The 21010-nt window shown below is 53.7% G+C and carries 22 protein-coding genes; 16 read left to right on the plus strand and 6 right to left on the minus strand.

Features of this window, described 5'->3' with window-relative positions:
• Positions 1 to 2: 2 nt before the first annotated feature.
• On the minus strand, positions 3 to 626 hold the full coding sequence (locus BQ7480_RS14885; RefSeq protein WP_172772470.1) for a hypothetical protein: 624 nt from the start codon (positions 624 to 626) through the stop codon (positions 3 to 5).
• Between the two features lie 68 nt (positions 627 to 694).
• Between BQ7480_RS14885 and BQ7480_RS14890 the strand changes: the two genes are divergently transcribed.
• Positions 695 to 943, plus strand: coding sequence for a hypothetical protein (locus BQ7480_RS14890; protein ID WP_007562519.1), 249 nt, complete (start codon positions 695 to 697; stop codon positions 941 to 943).
• Here the strand turns inward: BQ7480_RS14890 and BQ7480_RS14895 are convergent.
• The 5 genes from BQ7480_RS14895 to BQ7480_RS14915 are packed head-to-tail and all read right to left on the minus strand — an operon-like array spanning position 905 to position 6248.
• On the minus strand, positions 905 to 2410 hold the full coding sequence (locus BQ7480_RS14895; RefSeq protein ID WP_007562518.1) for a toxin glutamine deamidase domain-containing protein: 1506 nt from the start codon (positions 2408 to 2410) through the stop codon (positions 905 to 907). The genes BQ7480_RS14890 and BQ7480_RS14895 overlap by 39 nt on opposite strands.
• 38 nt (positions 2411 to 2448) lie before the next feature.
• On the minus strand, positions 2449 to 3801 hold the full coding sequence (locus tag BQ7480_RS14900) for a phage portal protein family protein (protein ID WP_007562517.1): 1353 nt from the start codon (positions 3799 to 3801) through the stop codon (positions 2449 to 2451).
• A 12-nt stretch (positions 3802 to 3813) separates the two neighbouring features.
• Positions 3814 to 4239, minus strand: a complete 426-nt coding sequence (locus BQ7480_RS14905; protein ID WP_007562516.1) for a phage protein Gp36 family protein — start codon at positions 4237 to 4239, stop codon at positions 3814 to 3816.
• 21 nt (positions 4240 to 4260) lie between these two features.
• Complete coding sequence (locus tag BQ7480_RS14910; RefSeq protein WP_007562515.1) at positions 4261 to 5793, minus strand: hypothetical protein; 1533 nt, start codon at positions 5791 to 5793, stop codon at positions 4261 to 4263.
• Between the two features lie 11 nt (positions 5794 to 5804).
• Positions 5805 to 6248 carry a helix-turn-helix domain-containing protein gene (locus BQ7480_RS14915; RefSeq protein WP_007562513.1) on the minus strand — a complete coding sequence of 148 codons (444 nt, stop codon included), beginning with the start codon at positions 6246 to 6248 and terminating at the stop codon, positions 5805 to 5807.
• A gap of 203 nt (positions 6249 to 6451) precedes the next feature.
• Between BQ7480_RS14915 and BQ7480_RS14920 the strand changes: the two genes are divergently transcribed.
• The 15 genes from BQ7480_RS14920 to BQ7480_RS14990 are packed head-to-tail and all read left to right on the plus strand — an operon-like array spanning position 6452 to position 21004.
• Complete coding sequence (locus BQ7480_RS14920; RefSeq protein WP_022199168.1) at positions 6452 to 7492, plus strand: head maturation protease, ClpP-related; 1041 nt, start codon at positions 6452 to 6454, stop codon at positions 7490 to 7492.
• Between the two features lie 7 nt (positions 7493 to 7499).
• On the plus strand, positions 7500 to 8699 hold the full coding sequence (locus tag BQ7480_RS14925) for a BACON domain-containing protein (protein ID WP_007562509.1): 1200 nt from the start codon (positions 7500 to 7502) through the stop codon (positions 8697 to 8699).
• A gap of 6 nt (positions 8700 to 8705) precedes the next feature.
• The gene (locus BQ7480_RS14930) at positions 8706 to 9170 is read left to right on the plus strand and encodes an N-acetylmuramoyl-L-alanine amidase (protein WP_007562507.1); all 465 of its coding nucleotides are present in this window, start codon (positions 8706 to 8708) and stop codon (positions 9168 to 9170) included.
• A 15-nt stretch (positions 9171 to 9185) separates the two neighbouring features.
• A complete protein-coding gene (locus tag BQ7480_RS14935) occupies positions 9186 to 9575 on the plus strand; it encodes a hypothetical protein (RefSeq protein WP_007562505.1) in 390 nt (129 codons plus the stop codon).
• Between the two features lie 28 nt (positions 9576 to 9603).
• On the plus strand, positions 9604 to 10083 hold the full coding sequence (locus BQ7480_RS14940; protein ID WP_007562503.1) for a hypothetical protein: 480 nt from the start codon (positions 9604 to 9606) through the stop codon (positions 10081 to 10083).
• Positions 10049 to 10375 carry a hypothetical protein gene (locus BQ7480_RS14945; RefSeq protein WP_224205180.1) on the plus strand — a complete coding sequence of 109 codons (327 nt, stop codon included), beginning with the start codon at positions 10049 to 10051 and terminating at the stop codon, positions 10373 to 10375. Before BQ7480_RS14940 ends, BQ7480_RS14945 begins: the two co-directional genes overlap by 35 nt.
• Positions 10372 to 10947, plus strand: coding sequence for a hypothetical protein (locus BQ7480_RS14950; RefSeq protein WP_005798256.1), 576 nt, complete (start codon positions 10372 to 10374; stop codon positions 10945 to 10947). The genes BQ7480_RS14945 and BQ7480_RS14950 overlap by 4 nt, the downstream gene beginning before the upstream one ends.
• 3 nt (positions 10948 to 10950) lie before the next feature.
• On the plus strand, positions 10951 to 11439 hold the full coding sequence (locus BQ7480_RS14955) for a hypothetical protein (protein ID WP_072543473.1): 489 nt from the start codon (positions 10951 to 10953) through the stop codon (positions 11437 to 11439).
• 38 nt (positions 11440 to 11477) lie between these two features.
• Positions 11478 to 11684, plus strand: a complete 207-nt coding sequence (locus BQ7480_RS14960; RefSeq protein ID WP_007562496.1) for a hypothetical protein — start codon at positions 11478 to 11480, stop codon at positions 11682 to 11684.
• On the plus strand, positions 11681 to 15328 hold the full coding sequence (locus tag BQ7480_RS14965; protein ID WP_072543474.1) for a phage tail family protein: 3648 nt from the start codon (positions 11681 to 11683) through the stop codon (positions 15326 to 15328). Before BQ7480_RS14960 ends, BQ7480_RS14965 begins: the two co-directional genes overlap by 4 nt.
• A 1-nt stretch (position 15329) precedes the next feature.
• Positions 15330 to 15794, plus strand: coding sequence for a hypothetical protein (locus BQ7480_RS14970; protein WP_005798248.1), 465 nt, complete (start codon positions 15330 to 15332; stop codon positions 15792 to 15794).
• A 21-nt stretch (positions 15795 to 15815) separates the two neighbouring features.
• Complete coding sequence (locus tag BQ7480_RS14975) at positions 15816 to 19796, plus strand: hypothetical protein (RefSeq protein ID WP_072543475.1); 3981 nt, start codon at positions 15816 to 15818, stop codon at positions 19794 to 19796.
• A gap of 13 nt (positions 19797 to 19809) precedes the next feature.
• Positions 19810 to 20097, plus strand: a complete 288-nt coding sequence (locus BQ7480_RS14980; protein ID WP_005798244.1) for a hypothetical protein — start codon at positions 19810 to 19812, stop codon at positions 20095 to 20097.
• Positions 20094 to 20813 (plus strand): hypothetical protein, encoded by a 720-nt coding sequence (locus tag BQ7480_RS14985; protein ID WP_007571287.1) that lies wholly within the window; start codon positions 20094 to 20096, stop codon positions 20811 to 20813. Before BQ7480_RS14980 ends, BQ7480_RS14985 begins: the two co-directional genes overlap by 4 nt.
• Before the next feature lie 2 nt (positions 20814 to 20815).
• Positions 20816 to 21004 (plus strand): hypothetical protein, encoded by a 189-nt coding sequence (locus BQ7480_RS14990; RefSeq protein ID WP_007562482.1) that lies wholly within the window; start codon positions 20816 to 20818, stop codon positions 21002 to 21004.
• Positions 21005 to 21010: the final 6 nt, after the last annotated feature.

Consider the following 21010-nt stretch of genomic DNA (forward strand, 5'->3'; position numbering starts at 1 on the left):
CGTTATTGGTTTAAAATGTTGGTAATTTCCTGGTCCACCTTTTCCCGGATACGCCGGTTCAATTCTTCGCTTTCGCCCATGAACTGGCGCTGCGGGATGCGGATGTGCAGTTTCTTTTTTTGGGTAAGCGCCATGTTCCTCCAGAACTGTGCCTGCGGATTCAGTTCCTTCGGCTTGGAACGTCGTTTGACGCGTTTCTTTTGCCCTGTGCCGGTTTTTTTTCTTTTTCCCGAAGCCTTGTAGAACTTGGCCCATGCAAAGCGCCTCATGCGGTCTGTGACGGTGACATCGATTTCCCCGCCCCAGTTGTTGATGGGTGCATAGACCACCTCGTTGAATACCCTTACCCGGTAGTCTGCAGGTGTATATCCGACCGATTTGAACAGATGTTTCCTGCCGGAGAGCAGCGTTCCATAATTGCTGGCGGCATCGGAACCTCCCGAGGACAGCCGTTTGGCTTTGGGCCAAGGGTGAAGACCGCCATTGACAAATCCACCCTGCCGGAAGTTATCCTGAAAATGGTCTTTGGCCATTCGTCCTACCATGACTGGCATTTTGCGGCGCATCATACTGTCCAGCCTGTCACGTTTCCGCTTTATCATTTCCGTAAAATCTTTTATGTCCATAATCATCAGTAATTCAAGAATAATTTATAACTTTGCAACCGAGGCTTCCAATATGCCTTTTATGCGTTATGAATATACCGGAACAAGTAAAGAACGAGGCCCGTGTACTTATTGAGCAATACGGTGACACCTTCGAATACCTTGGTATTTATGAAGGCCAGGAAGCCTATGTGTTCAAGTTTCCGGGGGACTCCTGTACCGGTTATCCTTTCGTCTATCTGTATGACGGTAAAGACGCAACCGAAATAACCGGTCCGTTATCCCTTGACGTTATCGATTCATGTATCGAAAATATCGAGGAAGGAGACATCGAATAGCTTATTGTCAATTCTCAGGACTCCCCTGCAGTTGTGGGAAGTCGCAGCTCCTATTTCACATAAATATTTTACGTCTTTCCATTCCATTCCTGAACCGGCAGAATTATCGCTTTGGGGTTCGATATACCTTAGTTCACCATCCGCAAACCGTTGCAGGATTGTAGCATGACCTCCTCCACTTTTCCAGCCGATGCACAATTCATACACGCCTTCTTCCTTACATACCTCATTGAAATACTCCATGTACCTTTTAGGGGTCATTTTCAGGTATCCTTTGTGCGCAAGCCAGCTGTTTATACTTATATGTTGCGCCGGAGTACCGTCGGTGTTTTTCCAGACTTCAAAAGCACGTCCATTACTCAGATATTCAAGTTTAGACCCTGCGACATTGCCTTTGGCGGTAATATCCCATCCACGTAATCGTAAAGCGTATGCCGGTGCGCAAGTCTGGCAGTTGATACTGTATGGAGTATCCCGTTTTTTATCGTAATCGCTGTTCTTCCGGTATCTGTTTCCCCTTTTATCGCGGTATATTCCTTTGGAATCCAAAATATACTCTTCCACATGTTTGGGATTTGCATTCTGTTTGTCCGCCTTATCCACATCCATAGGTTTTCCTTTTTTGATTTTAAGAGCCTTTTCCATTTCGAGGTTGTTCCGGGCAATGGCCATTTTTTCCTCCCCGGTAAGGTAGTCCGGCATTTCCGCAATCATCTCGTCAATACGGGCCATAAGTTTATCCACCGCTTTTTGGGCACCCTTGTGGGCTTCTGCCTGATATGGATGATTGTCGGAAAACAGTTTGCCGTCCGTTCCCGGATTGTTATCCAGTCCGGGCTGGGGCTTGTTCTTGTCGTCTTCGTCCGGAAGTGGTGTCGGCTCCTCGTCGGTGGCAGTGAGGTCGCACTTGCAGTTCCACCGGTCGCCCGGTCGGTGGATGTTCCAGAACGTGTCATCAATCGGCCGGATGGTATTCCAGAACGGGCGGTGGTCAGCCCCCGGATGAATGGAGGTGGACGGTAGCCATTTGAGGTTGGGCAGAATATCGCGTTCGCGCAGGAACTGTTGCCAGTCAGCCGCCTGATGCGCCCGGATGACCGCCGTATCATACTCCGTCCGCAGCCAGTGACGAACCTGATGGGAAGCAATGGGCAAGACTTCCTGTACCCATTTGTCGAACGGTTTTAAAATGCCGTTTGAATCCAATAAAAGTCGTGCCATGTCATTCTGCATACGATGTACCTTGAATGCCGAGAATACGGCATTGTTCCGGAGTATGGCATTTCTGAAATCCTCGTCCGGAGTAATGGCCTTGGATTTGCTGAACCCTTCCTTTGCCGCCTTGTCCATCTTTGCCCATATTTCATTGAACAGGTTGATTTCGATTTCGGTTGCCGGATGAAAGTCCCTGCTGTATATGTTCAGCAAGGCACGCCGCAGCACCTCTTCGGAGAAGTCAAACTCCATGGAGATGCTGCCATTATCAGCCGCATACAGTCTGTCGACTACCAGTCTAAAGCTGCCCCGTCTGCCGGGGCTTTCACGAAAAAACCTTTGAGCCAGTTCCGGAAGTTTCTTTTCTGTTTCGGTGTCGGTTCATCATCCCGTCCCTTATTCGCTGGCTCCGGCTCCTTCTTCGGGCTTGGAATCTGGTCGGCTTGTTCAGCCGTCTTTTGTTCCGCCTTCAGCTGCTCGTAATTGGCCGGTTTGTCGATACCGAATTCCTCATAGAGATAGTCGTCGTCGATGGGGATGTTGAAGTTCTTCTTCAGCTGCGTGAGGATGGATATTTTGGTACCGGCATCCGTTTCCTTCGGTTCGGGGAAACAGAACGTACCCCCTTCGGTGTTGATGCCCATGCGCAGCAGAATGTCCGTCATGTCGTAATTCAGCACGTTGAGCACGTACTTCCGGTCGGCCTCCAGTACCTTGTCCTCTACTTTCTTATGAACCGTACCCAAAGCCTGCGTGCCTTTTTCGGACGATTCGGTGGTCAGCGTATTGCCCAGTATCAGTTTGGAAATTTCGTTGTTGCACCGCTCGCAGAGGCGTTCATAGACATCGGCAGACCCTGTTTTGTTTCCGGCTTCCGTGAGTTTGAGTTCCGTGTCCTTGGCATGGAAGAACTGCGCCAGACTTCCGGCATTGGCCGCATCCTCCATGGCCCGCTGGCGTGACTCGTCGTCGTCGGAATCATAGATATATTCCTGGATAGGCATGCCGAATACCTCGGAGAACTGTGCCCAGTCGCCCGTAGTGTTACGTTTGTAGATGACCCAAGGTGCAGCCTTGGCCAACAGCCCCAAATCGGACGGTGAACCCACAAACAGCAGGTCGGTATATTCATTCCAGGAATGGCCGGTAATGTCCGTCTGGTGGCGCAGGATGAGTTCCCTGACCGGATCCACATGCTTGCGTGGTACCAGGTCATAATCCACCCACTCCTGCAGCTTGTAGAACTGGCAGAGCGAGAAGCCCCAGAATTTCGCATCAAGGATGTCACCCACCAGCCGGTTGAACCAGGGCGACTGTATCTGTTCGTTGATTTTATCGTCGGGCTTCCCGTCCACCCGGAATTCCATGTTGGAGCACAGCACGGCATTCTTTCGCTTTTCGAGCACACAGGAAAGGTGGGTATCCATCAGAATGTCCTCGTAGAGGTCATAAAGTTTGTAACGTCGCGAGAAATCGACATTCTCGGCCACCCTTACGGCTGCCATGTAGTCGGAAATGTCCAGCCCGAAGCGTTTGGGCTGTGTGAGCACAATCACATTCGGTCTCTTTTGTCCCGGCAACGTGAAGTTTCCCCCTACGGTGATGATGCCGGCTTTGTTGTTTTTTCTGTTTTTCTTTTTCATGATGCTTGCTTTTTACCAGTGGTTCGTTCGTTTGCGGTTGCTTTGAATGCGGAAATCCGACCTGCCCGCCCTTTGTTCCTCGGGCAGCAGCGGAGCCCCTTCGATTGAAATGTCCTCGTCGGCCACCGCCTTCATCCATTCCACCGCCCGTTCGTAACGATCCTTGCGTACCTGGGAAAGTTTCTGCGGGTTGTGGATGCAGAAGATGTGATAGACCGCCATGTCGATGACCATCATCAGCACGAGCTGGTTACGGTTCTCGCCGGTGGCTGCAAAAATCTTGTTGCAGTCGTAGCGTTTGCCCAGATAACACCGCATTTCGGCAATGGCCCTGTCCTCGCAAACCTCAATGACCGTTTCGTCTTCGCGAACCAGTGCGTCGAGGATGTCTCGGTGGATGCTCGCATCGTAATCGGTAAGTTCAACAAATTTGCTCATAGTCCTATTGTTTTAGAGTTGTCATAATCTTTTCTTATTCCGTTTTCTTACATCCTTCCGTGATCGGAATACGGGCGGTTCAATGCGCCTGATCAGTTCGTCAATGATACGGTTCGCCCCTTCGACCGCATCCGGTCCGTCGGCCGGATAGCGCATGGTCAGGGTGAACAACTTGAATTGATCCTCCAGTTCCTTCATGTGCGGATTGTCCCGTTCAGCCTCGTTGAGGATGAGGTTCCCCTCGCGGTTGAGCGGTTCAAGGTTGGCCTCGATGCGCGTAGCCTTGTCCGTCTTCTTCTCCTCGTCGCCCCGGATGAACAGCGCAATCTTCTGTTCGCGGCGTACTTTTGCCACCAGCGGTTTGAACACCTGTTGGAAGAAAGGGTCCTGCAGCTTGTTGTTCTCCATGTAGCAATAGACATTGGTCTTGCCCCCGACAAATTCAAGCATCCGGACATACCAGTCAATGAACTCCGCATTGAGCGCCTGTGCCAGGAAAGTCTTGATGACGTAAAGCCTGCCACCCAATTTGCCACAGAGCGAAACCGTCTTGAAGGATTTGCCTTTCTTACCCTTGCTTTCGCCCGGTGCCGGGTCGCCATACACCACGAGGAACTTGAATTTGGAGAGTGCCGGAACCTTGCCGTATGCAATGTTTTCGAATACCTCTCCCACGGAAATCGGGTTGTTGAAATATTCTCCCTGTGCCGCCTTTTTGGATATTTTGGACAGTGTGCGGTCGATGTCCTCTTCCGAGTTCTTTTCCGGCCATGTGGAAAAACCGTTTTTGTCGCGGATGTTCACGATGTCCCAGGAGTCGGCCATTTCGCCCGCCCTCACCACGCAGCAGTCCTTGGCGATGATGTTTCCGCAGAAGATGACCAGTGTAGGTTCGGAAATGGACCTTGTGGGATACAGCGCATTTTCCCACCAGTCCCAGCGCTTCTGGATGATGTCCGGGTTCTTGGTATCCTCGTCCGTATCAAAGTCATCGACCAGCAGTACGTCGGGACGTATGGCCTCGTTTCGCGAACCACGCGGAGATTGTCCGGCACCCAGTGCGCGGAAAGAGACCTTCCCTTTGGTGGTGAATTCATCCTCGGTCCATGAGCCCGGCAGTTCCTGTTTGCCGTAGTATGCCATGATGCGTCCGTTGGCTTCGAGATTGGCCCGGTAGGGATCGAGCAGGCGCACCGCATTGTCCTTGCTGTTGGAGGTCAGAATCACATTCTTTTTGCGTCCGGTAAGCGTGAGATTCATGACGATGAACATGGTGACGGTGGATTTGGCCAGCTCACGGCTCCAAGAAAGCACCTCAAACCATTCATCGTGTGCAATGATCCGCCGGATAGCCTTTTTCTGGAAGTCGGCAAATTCATATTTGACATAATTCGGAAAAAAGAACTTGATCCATTCTATGGGATGTTTCTCAAGATATTCCCGGTGTTTTTCCCGTTCGGCTGCCGTCATGTTCCTATCGACCGGTGTAGCCCTTGCGATGTCTTCTTTGTACTTCTCCCAATCGAGGAGAGCGAGTCTGTCAGTCTGTTTCATTGTCTATCCCTTTATAATTTGTCTTTAATGTACGCATCGGCCAGGCGTGTAATTTCCTTTGCCTTTTCGAGGTCGGCCGCCCGTACCCAGTCGATGAGCCCGGTGAGGACACTGATGATGTCGGCAATGCCCACTTCCTGCTCCATGTTGCGTATGGCCGCCGACAGTTTCCCGAGGATGTCAGCCTCCTTGGATGAGGGGAACCGTTCCCCTTCGGGCCGTTCGGCGATGGCCTTGTTTATTTCGGCCACCTGCCGGTAGAGGTTAGCCACCTGTTCCTGCCTTGTGAGCGTAAGCCCCACCTTCTGTTCCTCCCACTTCCCGGCCCGTACCCAGTTGGACACGGACACCCGTGACACGCCCACCCGGTCGGCGATTTCCTGCTGTGTGAGGTTTTCCTTGAGGTACAAAGTTTTTGCCCATTCCTTTTTCTGGGCATTCGTCAAATCTGCCATAAATCGTCCTTTTTAGTTGTAAATCACGTTACAAAATTGCATGAAAAAGCGGGGTTTGTAAAAGCGCGTACGCATGATGACGGGTTACAGCGTTATGATAACGCCAGAAAACGTTATGATGCGGACGCGGTTTCTTGGTGCCATGGGAATGTTCTATTTTCGCACCATCGAAAGGCGGGGAAACCGCTGGTAAAGACATGACGATGAGCAGATTTTTCAATATTACAACGAGTGACGACGGCACCAGTACGATATTCCTGTACGGGGACATCGGAGACTATACGGAGGTGCAAAGCGGGCGCATAGCCCAGGAACTGATGGAAGCCGAACGCGTGAGCCGACGCATCCATGTGCGTATCAACAGCAACGGCGGGGAAGTGTACAGCGGCATTGCGATATTCAACGCCCTGCGCCATAGCCAGGCCGACATCCGCATTTATGTGGATGGCATAGCCGCCAGCATGGCCAGTGTGATAGCCCTTTGCGGCAAGCCCGTAGAAATGAGCAAATATGCCCGTCTGATGCTGCACAGTGTGAGCGGCGGGTGTTACGGCAACAAGCAGGACCTGCAGCGTTGCATGGAAGAGATAGAAAGCCTGGAAGGCAGCTTGAGTGAAATCTATGCCGAGCGGCTGGGCATGAGCAAGGAAGAAGTGAAACAGACCTATTTTGACGGCGAGGACCATTGGCTGACCGCCAAGGAAGCCCTGGACCTTGGTTTCATAGACGACATCTATGATGCAGACCCCGTGCCGGCAGACAGTACACCGGCGCAGATATATACTTTATTCAATAACCGGCTCGTTGAGCCACAAAAAAACAGAGAAGACATGAATCTGGAAGACGTAAAGAAACGCCCGCGCTTCAAGGACTGCGCGAGTGATGCGGATGTGTTCCGCCTGATGGACCAACTGGAGGAAGAGGCAGGCAAGGTACCTATCCTTACGAAAGAGAACACCGACCTGAAGGCCAAGGTGAAGACCTACGAAGACAAGGCTGAAGCCGAAGACCTTGCCGCCCGCAAGCAGCTGCTTGACGCAGCCGAGCAGGACGGTCGCATTGATGCGACTACCCGCCCCATCTACGAAAACCTTTTGGCCAATGACCGCGAGAACGGCGAAAAGGCCCTGGCCCAACTGCCGGTAAAGCGCCGTGTGATGGAAGACCTGCATCTGGAACCGAATGGTGAAGAAAGCCCCTGGAACAGGCGTATGCGAGAAATTAAGGACAAACGTAAAAAGTGATTGAACTATGGCAATAATTGTAAGAAACACGAATTACAGCGGCGAGGTACTGGAACAGTTGCTGACGCTTGCCGCTACGAGCAATGAGATTGTGGAAAAGGGGCTGATCATGGTGATTCCCGGTGTGGAGAAGAAAATCAGCCTGCCGCGCCTGAAGACCGGCAAGATGCTCCAGAAGCGCAAGGAGAACCCCGGCGTGGAGGATTCGAAGGGCAACTTCAACTACGACGAAAAGAGTCTTGACCCGGTGGACTTCATGGCCTTTACGGTGTTTAACCCCCGCACGTTCGAGAACATCTGGCGCAAATGGCAGCCGAAGGGCAACCTGGTATTCTCGGAACTTCCGCCCGAAGCGCAGAACGCCCTGCTTGCCGAGTTGGCCAAGCGGGTACAGTTTGAACTGGGTGACCACTATGTGAACGGTGAATATGGGGATGATGACGACCACTTGTTTAACGGCATCCTGACCCAGATGGCCAAGGATACTGAGGTGATTGTGGTGGACAGCGCAGAATCGACCATGCTGGGCAGACTGAAAGCCATGCGTGCGAAGATTCCCGTGGCCATCCGCAACAACCCGGACCTCCGCATTCTGATGAGCGTGAACGACTTTGACAAGTATGATGACGAGCTGACCCAGCGCGAGTCCAAGAACACGAGCGAAACCGATGTGAATGCCCGTCGCTACAAGGGCATTACCATTGAGACGCTTGCGGCCTGGCCCGATGATCTGATTGTGTGCACCCTCTGTTCGCCCGATGCCGGCGGCAACCTGTTTGCGGCTGTGAACCTGCAGGACGATGAAGACGTGATTCAGATTGACAAGATCTCGAACGCGAGCGAACTGTACTTCTTCAAGATGCTGATGAAGGCTGACACGAACATTGCCTTCGGTGAAGAAGTGGTGGTGCTGGACAAGCGAAGCAACCCCGTGTTCAAGGCGAGCGAGAAGAAGATTTCAGTTGACCCTGCCAGTGTGACCCTTGAGGCAACCGGTGGCAGTGAAGAAGTGACCGTGACCGCCAGCGGAGAATATGAGATAGGCAGTGCCCCTGCCGGCTTCAAGGTGGAAGCGACGGATAAAGGCGTGAAGATTTCGGCCGGTGCAAACAGTGGCAGTCAGAAAACCGGTACACTGACCCTTACGCTCAATGCCGACCGCAGCAAGACGGCCAAGATTACCATTACCCAAAACCAGAAAGGATAAGATGGTATGGCAAAATTGAAGTATCTGGTAATTCACTGTACGGCAACCCCGGAGGGGCGTGAGGTATCATCGGCGGACATCCGGAAGTGGCACACTTCGCCCGTAAGCCAGGGTGGCAGAGGTTGGAAACAGGTGGGCTACACCGACCTGTTCCACCTGCAGGGCGGTGTGGAACGCTTGGTGAACAACAACGAGGATGCGCAGGTGGATCCCTGGGAAGTGACCAACGGAGCCAAGGGGTACAACAGCGTGAGCCGCCACATTGTGTATGCCGGCGGTGTGGCCAAGGACGGCAAGACCCCGAAGGACACCCGCACCGGCTGCCAGAAAAAGGCACTGGAGAAGTATGTGAAGGACTTCCATCGCAGATTCCCGGATGTGCGCATTGTGGGACACAACGAGCTGGCGGCCAAAGCCTGCCCCAGTTTCGATGTACAGAAATGGCTGAAAGAAATAGGTATTAACCAATAATAAAAGAAGCAATCAATGAAACGAATTATGCTGTTTATGATGCTGATGCTGGGAACAGTATCGGCTGTGATGGCCCAAGGGGCCGATGTTCCGGCAACGGACTATGACGCAATGATTGGCACCTTTGCCGGTTTCGTCGGCGGTGTGGTGGTGCTTACTGAAGGGTTGAAAGGTTTGTTCCCCAACATGAAAGGCTGGGTGACGCAGCTGGTGAGCTGGTGTGTGGGCTTGGTGTGCGCGATGCTACTGTGGTGGCTTGATGCCGGATTTGTGAGTGATGTGAGCTGGGACATTGCCTTGCTCTATGGTTTTGGTGCCTCACTTGTAGCCAATGGGGTAGCCGACACGGGACTGGTGCAATGGGTTATCGGACTATTCCGAAAGAAACGCGAGGAAGCAGAATAAAAGGTTGACTGACTAAAAAACGGGTGGTATGGACTTTAGCGAGATCATGAACATTATTCTTAGCGGCGGCCTTGTGGGCACTGCAGCAGCCATCGGTTCCCTGCGTGCTACGGTGAGGAAAGCGAAAGCGGAAGCGATGAAAGCCGAAGCCGACGCAGAGGGTGTGCGTGTGGATAACGCAGAACATGCCACTCGCGTTTTGGTGAGCAATATTGTGGTACCCTTAAAAGAAGAACTGAATGCAACAAGAAAAGACCTGCAGGCCAACAAGCGCGAAATGGCGCGACTGCGCAAGGCCATTGACACTGCCAACAGTTGCCGCCATCATGATGACTGTCCTGTGCTTGGCGGGCTGCGCAAGCAGCAGGAAGAGCACGACGGTGGAGAAGATACAGACGGAATCGGCAAGCACCGACAGCGCGAGCGGAAGCCGACGGGCGGGACTGGTGATGGCGGGTATACCGGCGAGTTCGGTGAAGCTGTCTATACCTGCGGACAGCCTCCGTAAACTTCCTGAAGGTGCCGTGTACCGTGGCAAGAGCGGACAGGCGAATCTGACCGTAGGCAGCGACGACAGCGGGAACATCGTGGCCGAAGCCTCGTGTGACAGTCTGCAGCAGCTGGTGCTATGGTATGAAGAAGAGCTGGCGCGCATCCGTAGCGAAACCAAGAGCGAAATTTCAAATGACGTTCAAACGGTAGAAAAACGCCCTCCGAACCGGATGCGGACGTTTATCACAGGTGTATTGGCCGGCTTATTGGCCGGTGTGTTATTAACCATCAAACTTTATAAACGATGAACAAGAATTTCATGTACGGCATAGGAGCCGTAAAGTATAAGGATTTCACAATCGGGTATATTGAAAAGAACTCGTTTGACCTGGGCGGCAAGAAACCCGAGGCCGCGAAGATCGAGGCCGAACAGGTGCAGGGTGCCCCGGTGCTGGTCATCCCACAGAGTAACGGCGGCATCGCCCCGACGTTCAATGTGATCCAGATGAACTATTCGAACCTGCACAAACTGCTTGGCGGCAGCCTGCATTATAAGAAAGAAGACTCGGAAAAGAAAACTCCGATCGGCTGGACAGCCCCGTCGGAGGTGCTTGTCATGCAGGGACCATGGGAACTCTCCCTCGTGTCCGGACAGAGCGTACTGATTCCCAACGCCACGCTGCTTTCCAATCCTGCAGGCAAGCTGACCCTTACAGAAACCTCCAAGATAGAGGTTACGCTCGAAGTGGCGATGCCGGAGGACGGTTCGCAGCCTTACGGCGTGTTCGATACGGAAGCAATACCGGACGAGTGGGGGCAGTACAAGCTGCCGCCGGCGGAAGCCGCGGCTGCAGCATCGCTCCAAAGTGAGGAGGGCTAACGTATGGCTGACCGGCTGGAACAACTGATAGAGATGGAGTGTGCGGACGCGCTGCTTGACAGCGGCGTGTCCGTACCTCTTAAAAGGTGGAAGCTTCCGTGGCTGAAACGCCCGGTGGAGGTGCGTGTGACGATGAAGCGTCCGAGGCTGCGGGGTCAGATTCTGCTGGCGCGGGAATACCTGAAGACGGGTGTCAAACCCGATTGGCAACCGAAGGACAAGACCGAGGAACTGGCCTTTGTGGCGGAGCATGGTAAGGCTGTGAGCCGCCTGCTGGCCTATACGGTATGCCGGGGATACGTGTCGCGGCACGTGGGCATCGGGGTGACAGCGTGGGTACTGCGGAACTTTGTGGAGTGGCGTTATCTGACGGCCATGTTCCGAACATTCGAGCGTCTGATGGGCACGAAGGATTTTATGCGTATTATCAGCTCGACAGCGCGGGCGAACCCGATAACTCCGAGACTGAGCCAGGCAAGGAAGGGGAGTTAAGAACCCGGTATGAAGGTTCCCATAGCCCTTTCGGCTTCGTGTGGCAGATTGCATCGGCGACCGGCTGGAGCGTGGATTACATCCTTGATGGGGTGAATTACCAGACGCTGATCATGATGCTGAGCGACGCGCCGCGGTATGTGCGGAAAAAGCAAGGCGGCGGAAACGGTGCTCCCAGACCGGAACACAGCGCCGAGGATGAAGCGAACGATATAGTAGGATTTTTTCAAAGCAAACTGGAATGAGCAAACCTGTAGAAGTTGAATTTTTGATGAAGGACAAACTCACGCCCGGCATGAACAAGGCCGAACGTGAGGCGCTGGAACTGCGTAATACCGTCAGGCTGCTGGAGGCTGAACTGGAAAGGCTGCGCCTTGCCGGGGAGACGGCTGCCCCCAATCTGGACCAGAGTGCCAATATCGCGCAGATCCATGCACTGGAGAAGCAGCTTGAGGAATTGCGCGGCAAACTGAAACTGCTGCAGGAGGAATCGGAATCCGTGCAGGTCACCCCTGCAGACATGCCCAATGCACAGCGCCAGTTCAACGGGCTTCACAACAGCATCCAGCAGATGGCCCGTGAAATGCCTTCTTTGGCCATGGGACCGCAGATGTTCTTTCTGGCCATATCCAACAACCTGCCGATTTTTACGGACGAACTGGCCCGTGCCCGCAAGGAATACGATGAGCTGCAGAAGTCAGGCAAGAAAGGCACACCGGTATGGAAACAGGTCCTGTCCTCGCTCTTTTCCTGGCAGACGGCCATGACCACCGGCATCATGCTGCTGGTAATGTACGGTGATGAAATCTGGGATTGGACGAAAAACCTGTTCAGTGCCAAAAAAGGCGTGGATGAATTCAACGTATCAGTCAAGGAAATGACCGAGATAGAGAAGGACGGCCGTGCCCAGATGGTGCGTACCCGCTTCGAACTGAAATCGGTCATCGATGAAATAAAGAACTTCACCGGCAGCAAGGAACAGGAAAAGGCGAAGGTAGAGGAACTGAACCGCAAGTACGGGGAATCTTTCGGGTATTATAAAACACTTTCCGAATGGTATGATACCCTTATCCAAAAGAGCGAGGACTATGTACAGGTCCTGCTGCACCAGGCCAATGTCCAGAACCTTGTAAAAAAAGCTGCAGAAGCCGATGAAGAGGTGAATAAAATCAAGGCGCAGAAACCGGAAGAGGCGGAAAGCGCCATGGGTTTTTTCGGGAAATGGGGACAATATATCATGCAGTCAAGCATGGCAGAATCCGGGCAGTTCTATGATGCACAGGCTGCCATTAAGAAACATGATCAGGAAGCTTATGACATACTGTTGAAAAATGCCGAAAACAAACGCGACGGTTATCTGAAAAAAGCGGAGGAAGAGGTAAAGAAAGCGGCAGAAGCAGCCAAAAAAGGAAATATCGGCGGACATACCGACCCCGAACAGTCCGGGGAGAATCCGGAAGCGGAAGCCAAGCAACGGCTTGCCACAGAGCGCAGGCTGGCGCAGGATCTTGCCGCCCTGCAGGCCGAGAACCGGAAGGAAGAGATAGACCGTATGCAAGCCGGTACCGAAAAGAAACTGGCACAAATCGAATATGACTATAACGCCCGGAAAGAAGAAATAAACCGGCAGGAAGCCGACTGGAAGCGTGAGAACAAGGAAGCCGGTCTTTCCACCGGAGATAACGGACTTACCCGGGAGCAACAGGATGAACTTGAAAAAGCCCGTGCCTCAAACACCGAGTCAAGGAAAAAAGCGGAGGCGGACGTGTACAGGGAAGAGGCGGAAGCCATGCGTGACTATCTGAAGGAATACGGGACCTTCCAGCAGCAGAAACTGGCCATCGCTGAAGAATATGCCGAGAAAATCCGCAAGGCACAGTCCCAGGGAGAAAGGCTGACTTTGGAGAAGCAGCGTGATGCGGCTGTGCACAAAGTGGACATGGAAGCCCTTACCCAGAAGATAGACTGGGGAGCAGCGTTCGGGGATTTGACCGGTCTGCTTGCAGACCAGATGAAGAACCTGCTTGGCGAGCTTAAACAGTATGTCAAGACGGATGAGTTCAAAAAAACGGGAGCCGCAGACCAGCAGGTCGTTTACGATGCCATCGAACGGATTCAAAGCATGCTCCCCGGTGGCAACGGGACATTGGATTTTGCCCGGCTGCAAACGCAGATGCACGCTTTGGGGGATGCCGTAACACGCGTGCAAAATGCGGAACTGCAGCAGGAAGCGGCATTCATTCGGTTAAAAGCAGCGCAGACCGATTACAACAAGGCTCTTGAAAGCGGTAACCAGGCAGAAATAGAACGTACTAAAATCGCTCTTCAAACGGCCCAATCGTCCAGCATTTCAGCTGACGAAGAATACCTGAACGCCACCTCTGAAATGAAGGCGCTTGCCGGGGAGGTGAAAAGTGCCTCCCGGGACACGGTTGACGGGTTGAACATGGTATCCGACGGGTTGCACGGCTTTGCGAGCGGAACCTTGCAGGGATCATTTGAAGGAATCCAGAACATGCTTACCGGTCTTTCAAAACTGAATATCGGAGGCAAGGTCGGCGATGCCATCAGCCGGATGTCCGAAACCCTGTCAAGTGCCGGAGTCATCGGACAAATCATATCGGCCATTCTCTCCATACTGGATTTGCTGAAAGACGGTATTGGCCCGATTATCTCATCATTGATAGATACCATTTTCAATGCGATAACCGGAATACTCGACAATATCCTCAGCGGAGACCTGTTCAAACAGATAGGCGGTTCCCTTGTGAATGGTATCGGAGGACTGCTGAACACGGTGTCTTTCGGAGGTTTCAACAAACTGTTCGGCATCGGCGGGAACGCCAGGGAAGTGCAGGCGGCTATAGACCGTCTTACGGACCGGAACGAGAAACTGCAGACTTCCATCGAAGACCTGACCGATACCATTAAGGCAAGCAAGGGGACAAAATCGGTGGAAGCTTACCGGGATGCTTATAAATACCAGAAAGAAACGAATGCAAACTATCTGCAGATAGCAAAGGAACAGGCACGCTACAGCGGAAGTCACCACAGCTGGAACTACTACTGGGGCGGTTTCAACCAGGCACAGATAGACAAACTGAGCGGACAGATCGGCCGCCAGTGGGACGGGAACCTGTGGAGCCTGAGCCCGGAGGAAATGAAGGCACTGCGCAGCAACGTGGATATGTGGACGCAAATCCAGAATACCGGTAAGGGAGGCTATGGCGGGCGACTGACCGAGAAACTGGATGACTACATAGACCAGGCCGGCAAGCTGGAGGAACTGACCGACCAGCTGTATGAAGGGCTGACGGGCATTTCGTTCGACGGTATGTACAGCAGCTTCATCGACAACCTGATGAACATGAAGTACGGTGCCAAGGATGCGGCGGAGGATATATCCGAGTACTTCATGCGGGCGATGCTGAGCAACAAGATCGGTGAGATGTACAGCGACAAACTGAAAGGCTGGTGGGAGAAGTTCGGCAAGGCCATGGAGGACAACGAACTGACCGAGGCGGAACGGAACGCGCTGATGGAAGAGTACATGCAGTATATGGATGAAGCCCTTGCCCTGCGTGACAACCTGGCGGCAGCCACCGGTTATGACAAGACGCAGCAGGGCGGTACGAGCCAAAGTGCGAAAGCGGGCGGCTTTACGGCCATGACGCAGGACCAGGGCACGAAGCTGGAGGGCATGTTCACCGGCGGGCTGCAGCACTGGAGCAGCATGGACGTCCGGCTGGAAAGCGTGGTGGAGAAGATGGACACGGCTGAAGGGCATCTGGCCCGGATAGCCGAGAACACCGGTGTGAGCGCCGGACACCTGGGCGAACTGAAGGAAGTGATAAAGAAAATGATACGTGACGGACTAAAAGTGAAGTGATATGGGCAATATACTGAGCGGACTGGTGCTGGTGAACGGCACGGACATCTGGACGGAATACGGCGTGTTCCTGGTGGAAGACCGACGCGGGGGCATGGAGAACCTGACGGCCATCCTGACCCCGAGCAAGGCCAAGAAGGATACGGCTGTGGACATACGGGAAGAGCACGGGGAAAAATACAGCCCCGTGCTGACCCCACGGAATGAAGCGCGTGACGTGACGCTGCATTTTGCGCTTTACAACAAGACCCAGGCAGGCTGGATGAAGCAGTACTTTGCCTTTGTGAATTTCCTGAAGCAAGGGAAGGACGGCTGGCTGGAGATCCGTTTCCCCCAGCTGGATCTGCAGCTGCGGGTGAAGTATGCCGACTGTACGAAGTTCACCCCGCTGACCTATCTGTGGACGGAAGGTGTGCATGCCGGAAAGTTCCGGGTAAAGTTCCGGGAACCGAAACCGATTATATAACCATTCAAACGCTATTAGAATATGCTTCTAACGATATATGATAAAGCCGGAACCAAGCGTGCGGATGTGGCCGTGAACGACAGCTCGACGCAAAGCAAGGAAGTGCAGGGAGACAATGTGCTTTCCCTGTCGTTCAGCTATTATGCCTTCCTGCCCCTGGACGTGAACGACTACACGGACTATCTGGGCGAACGGTACTGGCTGACAGAACGCTACACGCCGAAGCAGGTGAGCGATGGTGAATGGGAGTATAACCTGAAGCTGTACGGTATCGAGAGCCTGATCAAGCGGTTCCTGGTGCTGGAGACGACGGACGGGGACACCAACCCCCTGTTTACCCTGACGGCCACGCCCCGCGAGCATGTGGCGATGGTGGTGAAGGCTATCAATAACGGCATGGGCCACATTACTGACTGGAAGACGGGTACGGTGGAAGGTACGGAGCTGATCACGATAGACTACGAGGGGATGTACTGCGACGAAGCGCTGAAAGCCATCGCGGAAAAGGCAGGCGGCAAGGTGGAATGGTGGGTTGAGGGGCAGACTGTGAACGTGTGCCGCTGCGAACACGGGGAAGAAATCACCCTTGGCTATGGCAAGGGGCTGACCTCCCTGGAAAGAGATACGAGCAACACGGCCAAATTCTATACGCGCCTGTTCCCGGTAGGCTCGACCCGCAACATCGATGCGGAGAAATACGGCAGCCCGCGTCTGATGCTTCCCGGCGGCAGGAAGTACATCGAGCAGGGCGTGGAGGAATATGGCATCTATGACCATTACGAGCAGGATGCTTTCAGCGGCATCTTCCCCCGTCGGGTCGGTACGGTGAGCTCGGTTCGCAGCGAGGAGGTGGCAGACGATGAAGGAAACAAATTCACCGTCTATTATTTCCGGGACGGGGAACTGGACTTTGACCCCAACCTGTACGAGCTGGCGGGTGAGACAAAACGTGTGTCGTTCCAGACAGGCGACCTGGCCAGACTCGGGGAGAGTGACGACCACTATTTTGAGGTGAACTACGACAGCGCGGCACGTGAATTCGAACTGATCACCATCTGGCCCTACGATGACGACACCCAGCTGCCGGGCGGCAAGCTGGTGCCCCGAGCAGGCGACACCTATATCCTGTGGAATATCCGGATGCCGGATGAGTATTACCGGCTGGCCGAAGAGGAGTTTGCGGTTGCGGTGGACGAGTACAACCGGGACCACTGGCTGGACATTGCCGCCTACAAAGCCCCGACAGACCCGGTATACATCGAGGAGCACGGCATAGACCTGTTTGTGGGCAGACGGGTGAAGCTGGAGAGCCGGAAGTATTTCCCGGAAAAAGGCTACCGTCAGAGCCGTATCACCAAGATCAGCCGCAAGGTGAACGAACCCGGGCAGATGGACATCGAGATAAGCGATGCGCTGCAGGTGGGCAAGTTCGACAAGGTGACGGACAGCATCGGTGCGCTGAAAAGCTATACGAAATCAAAGACGGAAGGCGCTGCCCTTCCGGACATCATACGAAGCTGGGACAAGACGCTGCCCACGGACAACAACCTGTTTTCCGCCCGGCGCAGCCAGAAAGAGTTCCTGAGCAAGAACCAGCCGGACACAGCCAAAGAGTCCATCCGCTTCCTGAAGGGTGTGAGCTTTGGCGAGGCTGCTGGCGGCAAGCCCTGCGGCATCGTGGATGGTGAGGGCAATGCCGAATACTTGACTGCCGTGATCCGCGAACTGCTGCGCAGCACGGAGTTTGTGGACGGGCTGACCGGTGAGGGCTGGCAGCTGTGGATTGACCAGCTGACCGGACTGACAAACCTGACGGTGGACAAAGTGACTGCCCGGCAAAGCCTGGTGGCGCTGGAACTGCTGATCGAGAAGGTGCGCAGCGTGTGCGGCCAGCTGGTGGTGTCCGCTGCCAACGGCAAGATCAAGGACGTGGTGAAGCAGGGCGACAACTACCGCATCGTGTTTGAGCAGGAATCGGGCTTTGTGGCCCATGACCTGATGCGCTGTGCGGTTACGGGTGGTAAGAAACTAAAAGCATACTGGGTGGAGGTGGCTTCGGTGATAGCCGGCGGTGTGCTGGTCCCGGTAAGCGAGTTTGGCGGGGTGAAGCCGGAGGCAGGCGATGAGTGCGTGCTGATGGGCAACACCGAAAACCCGCTCCGGCAGAACCTTATATCCATTGCGGCCACGGAGGACGGGCAGCCCCGTATCGACATTCTGGACGGTGTGAAGGCCAAGAACTTCAACGGCTGCCTTCGTTGCCGGCTGGGTAAGCTGGACGGCATCAGGAGCAGCGCTTTCCCGGCAGACAAACAGCCGAAAGGAAACGGCCTGTATGCCGACAACGTGTGGCTGAAGGGTACGTTCGTGTTGATGACGGGCGAGGACATCCTGACGCGGTTTGAGATAACCGAGGGGAAAATCCATTCAGCCGTGGAAAGCTTGCGCAAGGAAATACGCGAAGAACAGAGTTATCTGGACAACAGCAGTTTTGCCGACGGCATGGACAAATGGAAGACGGGCAGCAAGGCTACGCTGTTCACCCTGGGCGGACGCTGGATCTGGGCGAACGGCGGTCCTTACGGTACGAAGCCGGACGGCCATGCCGAGATACGGACCGAAGGCAAGGTGCCTTATGCCTATATCCGGAACAGCTATATCATGCAGAAACTGGAGGACTTCCGGCTGGTACCGGAGTACCGGCAGACGAACAGCCAGGGCGAACGGGTGCCCGGCGTGGTGTATCTGTCGTTCAGCTACCGGGTTATCAAGGCCGGAAGGTTGAAAATAGAATTTGTGAACGCTGATAAGACCGGGTTTGAGAACTTCAACATGTTCGGCCATGAAGAGGACCTGCCCGTTGGCGGTGAGAAGATGTTCACGTTGGACGGACTTTGGAACGGCACTGGCGACTTCAAGCTGTCGTTTACGGGCGTGATTTACATTTCGCTGCTGGTGTTCAGCACCAACAAGGCGGACGCACTGGCCTATAAGTACCGTACACTGTTCGAACAGAGCGACCGGCTGGTAAAGATTTCAGCGGCGGTCTTCGACAAGGACGGTAATGCGCTGAAAGAGACCGGGCTTGTCATAAAGCCTGAAGGTTCCGGTCTGTATGCGCAGGACAATACAGGAAAGATTGCCCTTATCGGGGTGAGCGTGGAGGAAGAGGACGAGTACGGAAATACCGTGAGCAAAATCAAGCTGACAGCCGACCATATACAGCTGGAGGGACTGGTAACGGCCAACGGCAACTTCAAGATACTGGAAGACGGCAGCATTGAAACGACCAACGGTAAGTTTACCGGAGAGATAGACAGCAGCAAAGGGAAAATCGGCGGCTTTGAGATAGGGAACGGCCGTATCGGTTCTGTGGCCGACTCTCACGGGAGCGGTGGCGGTCTTGCCATTTATGATGATTTTTTCCGTGTCGGCGGCAGCAAAGGATATGTGATGTTCGGTGATGATGTGATACCGTCTTCTGCAGGAGGAGCTTTTACCGCTGTCGGTCGTATCGTGAACTCAGCCCCCAATATATACGGGAATTACGGCTTCGACCAAGCGAACTATGGATTGTTTATAGATGTTACCGGCGGTACGAAGAACTACGGTATCAGCAGCAATGCGGCATTACTTGCCCCGGCGTTTATCAATACGAAAGCCAAGCTGCTTACCTTCGGAAGTGGAAACTACACGGTGGATTTCTCACAACACAATATCATTTTGATGTATTACAATGAACCCAACTACAGTAAGGTAGAGGTTACGCTGCCGTCGGAAAGTTCTGTGGCATACAAGTTCGGCATGAGTTACTTGCCTACCGATTTTGCAGCCATTGTCACGTTCAGGGTCAGACCCGGTTCAAAGAATATCATACTAAAAGGTATCTATAACCACAATGAAGATTTGCAAAACTACGAGATGGCATCCGGGGACTCCGTAACGGTACTTATTACAAAAGCGGACGGATTCCGTTACCAGATATTGAATCATTCATCCTAAAAAACAGATATATATGAAAAAGTTAGATTTCAGGAATTTCAGCGTTCCCACCGGAATAACCCGTCAGACGAGGGAGGTTTTCGATGCACGTGAGCAGATAGCCGATTTGCTGTATACGCGTGTCAGTGGCATCAAGGCCCATCGGCTTGCGTTCAAGATTTTCGAGAGTACCGGCGAGACCGAGTTCAGCGATGAGGAAACCGGGATGATACACATGGCGGTGGAACGCTATTGTCTTCCCAATGTGATAGATGCCCTGAACGAAATCCTGGGCGGGTCAGAAACCGATAAAAACGAATGAGTATGGCAGAAATGACACAAGAAGAACTGGTTCAGGAAGTGCTGGACCGTGTACTCCAGAGTTCTACCGGCGTGGAGGACTTGGAGACCGTCACCTCGCTGAGCGGTGTGAAATCACTGCCCGGGGAGAAGGACGGCAAGATGGTGAACGTCCCCCTGGAACTGATAGGGAAGCCTGCGAGCGATGCCGCCGCCCGTGCCGAGGCTGCCGCCAAGAAAGCGGAAGGAGCCGTAGCCGGACTGGAGGAAAAGACCCAGGCCGCCACGGAAGCGGCCACCAAGGCCAACGAAGCGGCAGCCAAGGCAGAAAACGCCGCTGCCAAGGTGGAACAGACTACGGCAGCAGCCATCGGCGGGGCTACCGCACGCTTTTCCTCATGGATGGAAACAGGCAACGTTTTACCTGACAAGAGTACCAAACCGGGCGGCAGCGTAGTGTATGTAGCGGATGCCGGGAAGTTCGCCTACCACATGGACTCCACCCTGTACGGGGACTGGGATGTGGCGGGTGTGCCTCCTGCCGGCATATTCATGAATGCGGACCGGACAGCCATCCTGCCGGACAAGCTCTACCTGCTGGGTGATGCCGTATATACCGGAACAGGCGGCAGCCTGAGACTGCTGGCCTACCGGCATGAGGTGATGAGCGGGGAAGCTTACGAGGCGCTGCAGGACAAGGATGCGAATACGCTGTATCTGATTTATGAGGAGGATTGACGATGATAACCATAGGCGGTAAGGAAATAACGGCTGCGTATGTGGGGAAACGTGCCCTGTCGGCTGTCTATGCCGGGGCAAGACTGGTGTGGTCTGCGATAAGCAGCTGTTTCGGACTTGGATACTGGAAAGGCGACGAGCCGTGGAACGGATCGGACGCATGGAACGGTAGCAGTAAAACTGATAAATGAATGATT

Origin of the sequence: Bacteroides mediterraneensis (assembly GCF_900128455.1) — a bacterium.
Lineage (GTDB): Bacteria > Bacteroidota > Bacteroidia > Bacteroidales > Bacteroidaceae > Phocaeicola > Phocaeicola mediterraneensis.

Excerpts from the sequence above, each read along its gene's own strand:
- BQ7480_RS14925 (WP_007562509.1), top strand. The coding sequence starts at position 7,500 with ATGGCAATAATTGTAAGAAACACGAATTACAGCGGCGAGGTACTGGAA.
- BQ7480_RS14990 (WP_007562482.1), top strand. The coding sequence starts at position 20,816 with ATGATAACCATAGGCGGTAAGGAAATAACGGCTGCGTATGTGGGGAAA.
- BQ7480_RS14905 (WP_007562516.1), bottom strand. The coding sequence starts at position 4,239 with ATGAGCAAATTTGTTGAACTTACCGATTACGATGCGAGCATCCACCGA.
- BQ7480_RS14985 (WP_007571287.1), top strand. The coding sequence starts at position 20,094 with ATGAGTATGGCAGAAATGACACAAGAAGAACTGGTTCAGGAAGTGCTG.
- BQ7480_RS14885 (WP_172772470.1), bottom strand. The coding sequence starts at position 626 with ATGGACATAAAAGATTTTACGGAAATGATAAAGCGGAAACGTGACAGG.
- BQ7480_RS14910 (WP_007562515.1), bottom strand. The coding sequence starts at position 5,793 with ATGAAACAGACTGACAGACTCGCTCTCCTCGATTGGGAGAAGTACAAA.
- BQ7480_RS14915 (WP_007562513.1), bottom strand. The coding sequence starts at position 6,248 with ATGGCAGATTTGACGAATGCCCAGAAAAAGGAATGGGCAAAAACTTTG.
- BQ7480_RS14955 (WP_072543473.1), top strand. The coding sequence starts at position 10,951 with ATGGCTGACCGGCTGGAACAACTGATAGAGATGGAGTGTGCGGACGCG.
- BQ7480_RS14965 (WP_072543474.1), top strand. The coding sequence starts at position 11,681 with ATGAGCAAACCTGTAGAAGTTGAATTTTTGATGAAGGACAAACTCACG.
- BQ7480_RS14930 (WP_007562507.1), top strand. The coding sequence starts at position 8,706 with ATGGCAAAATTGAAGTATCTGGTAATTCACTGTACGGCAACCCCGGAG.
- BQ7480_RS14940 (WP_007562503.1), top strand. The coding sequence starts at position 9,604 with ATGGACTTTAGCGAGATCATGAACATTATTCTTAGCGGCGGCCTTGTG.
- BQ7480_RS14895 (WP_007562518.1), bottom strand. The coding sequence starts at position 2,410 with ATGGAGTTTGACTTCTCCGAAGAGGTGCTGCGGCGTGCCTTGCTGAAC.
- BQ7480_RS14890 (WP_007562519.1), top strand. The coding sequence starts at position 695 with ATGAATATACCGGAACAAGTAAAGAACGAGGCCCGTGTACTTATTGAG.
- BQ7480_RS14970 (WP_005798248.1), top strand. The coding sequence starts at position 15,330 with ATGGGCAATATACTGAGCGGACTGGTGCTGGTGAACGGCACGGACATC.
- BQ7480_RS14920 (WP_022199168.1), top strand. The coding sequence starts at position 6,452 with ATGAGCAGATTTTTCAATATTACAACGAGTGACGACGGCACCAGTACG.
- BQ7480_RS14950 (WP_005798256.1), top strand. The coding sequence starts at position 10,372 with ATGAACAAGAATTTCATGTACGGCATAGGAGCCGTAAAGTATAAGGAT.
- BQ7480_RS14975 (WP_072543475.1), top strand. The coding sequence starts at position 15,816 with ATGCTTCTAACGATATATGATAAAGCCGGAACCAAGCGTGCGGATGTG.
- BQ7480_RS14935 (WP_007562505.1), top strand. The coding sequence starts at position 9,186 with ATGAAACGAATTATGCTGTTTATGATGCTGATGCTGGGAACAGTATCG.
- BQ7480_RS14900 (WP_007562517.1), bottom strand. The coding sequence starts at position 3,801 with ATGAAAAAGAAAAACAGAAAAAACAACAAAGCCGGCATCATCACCGTA.
- BQ7480_RS14980 (WP_005798244.1), top strand. The coding sequence starts at position 19,810 with ATGAAAAAGTTAGATTTCAGGAATTTCAGCGTTCCCACCGGAATAACC.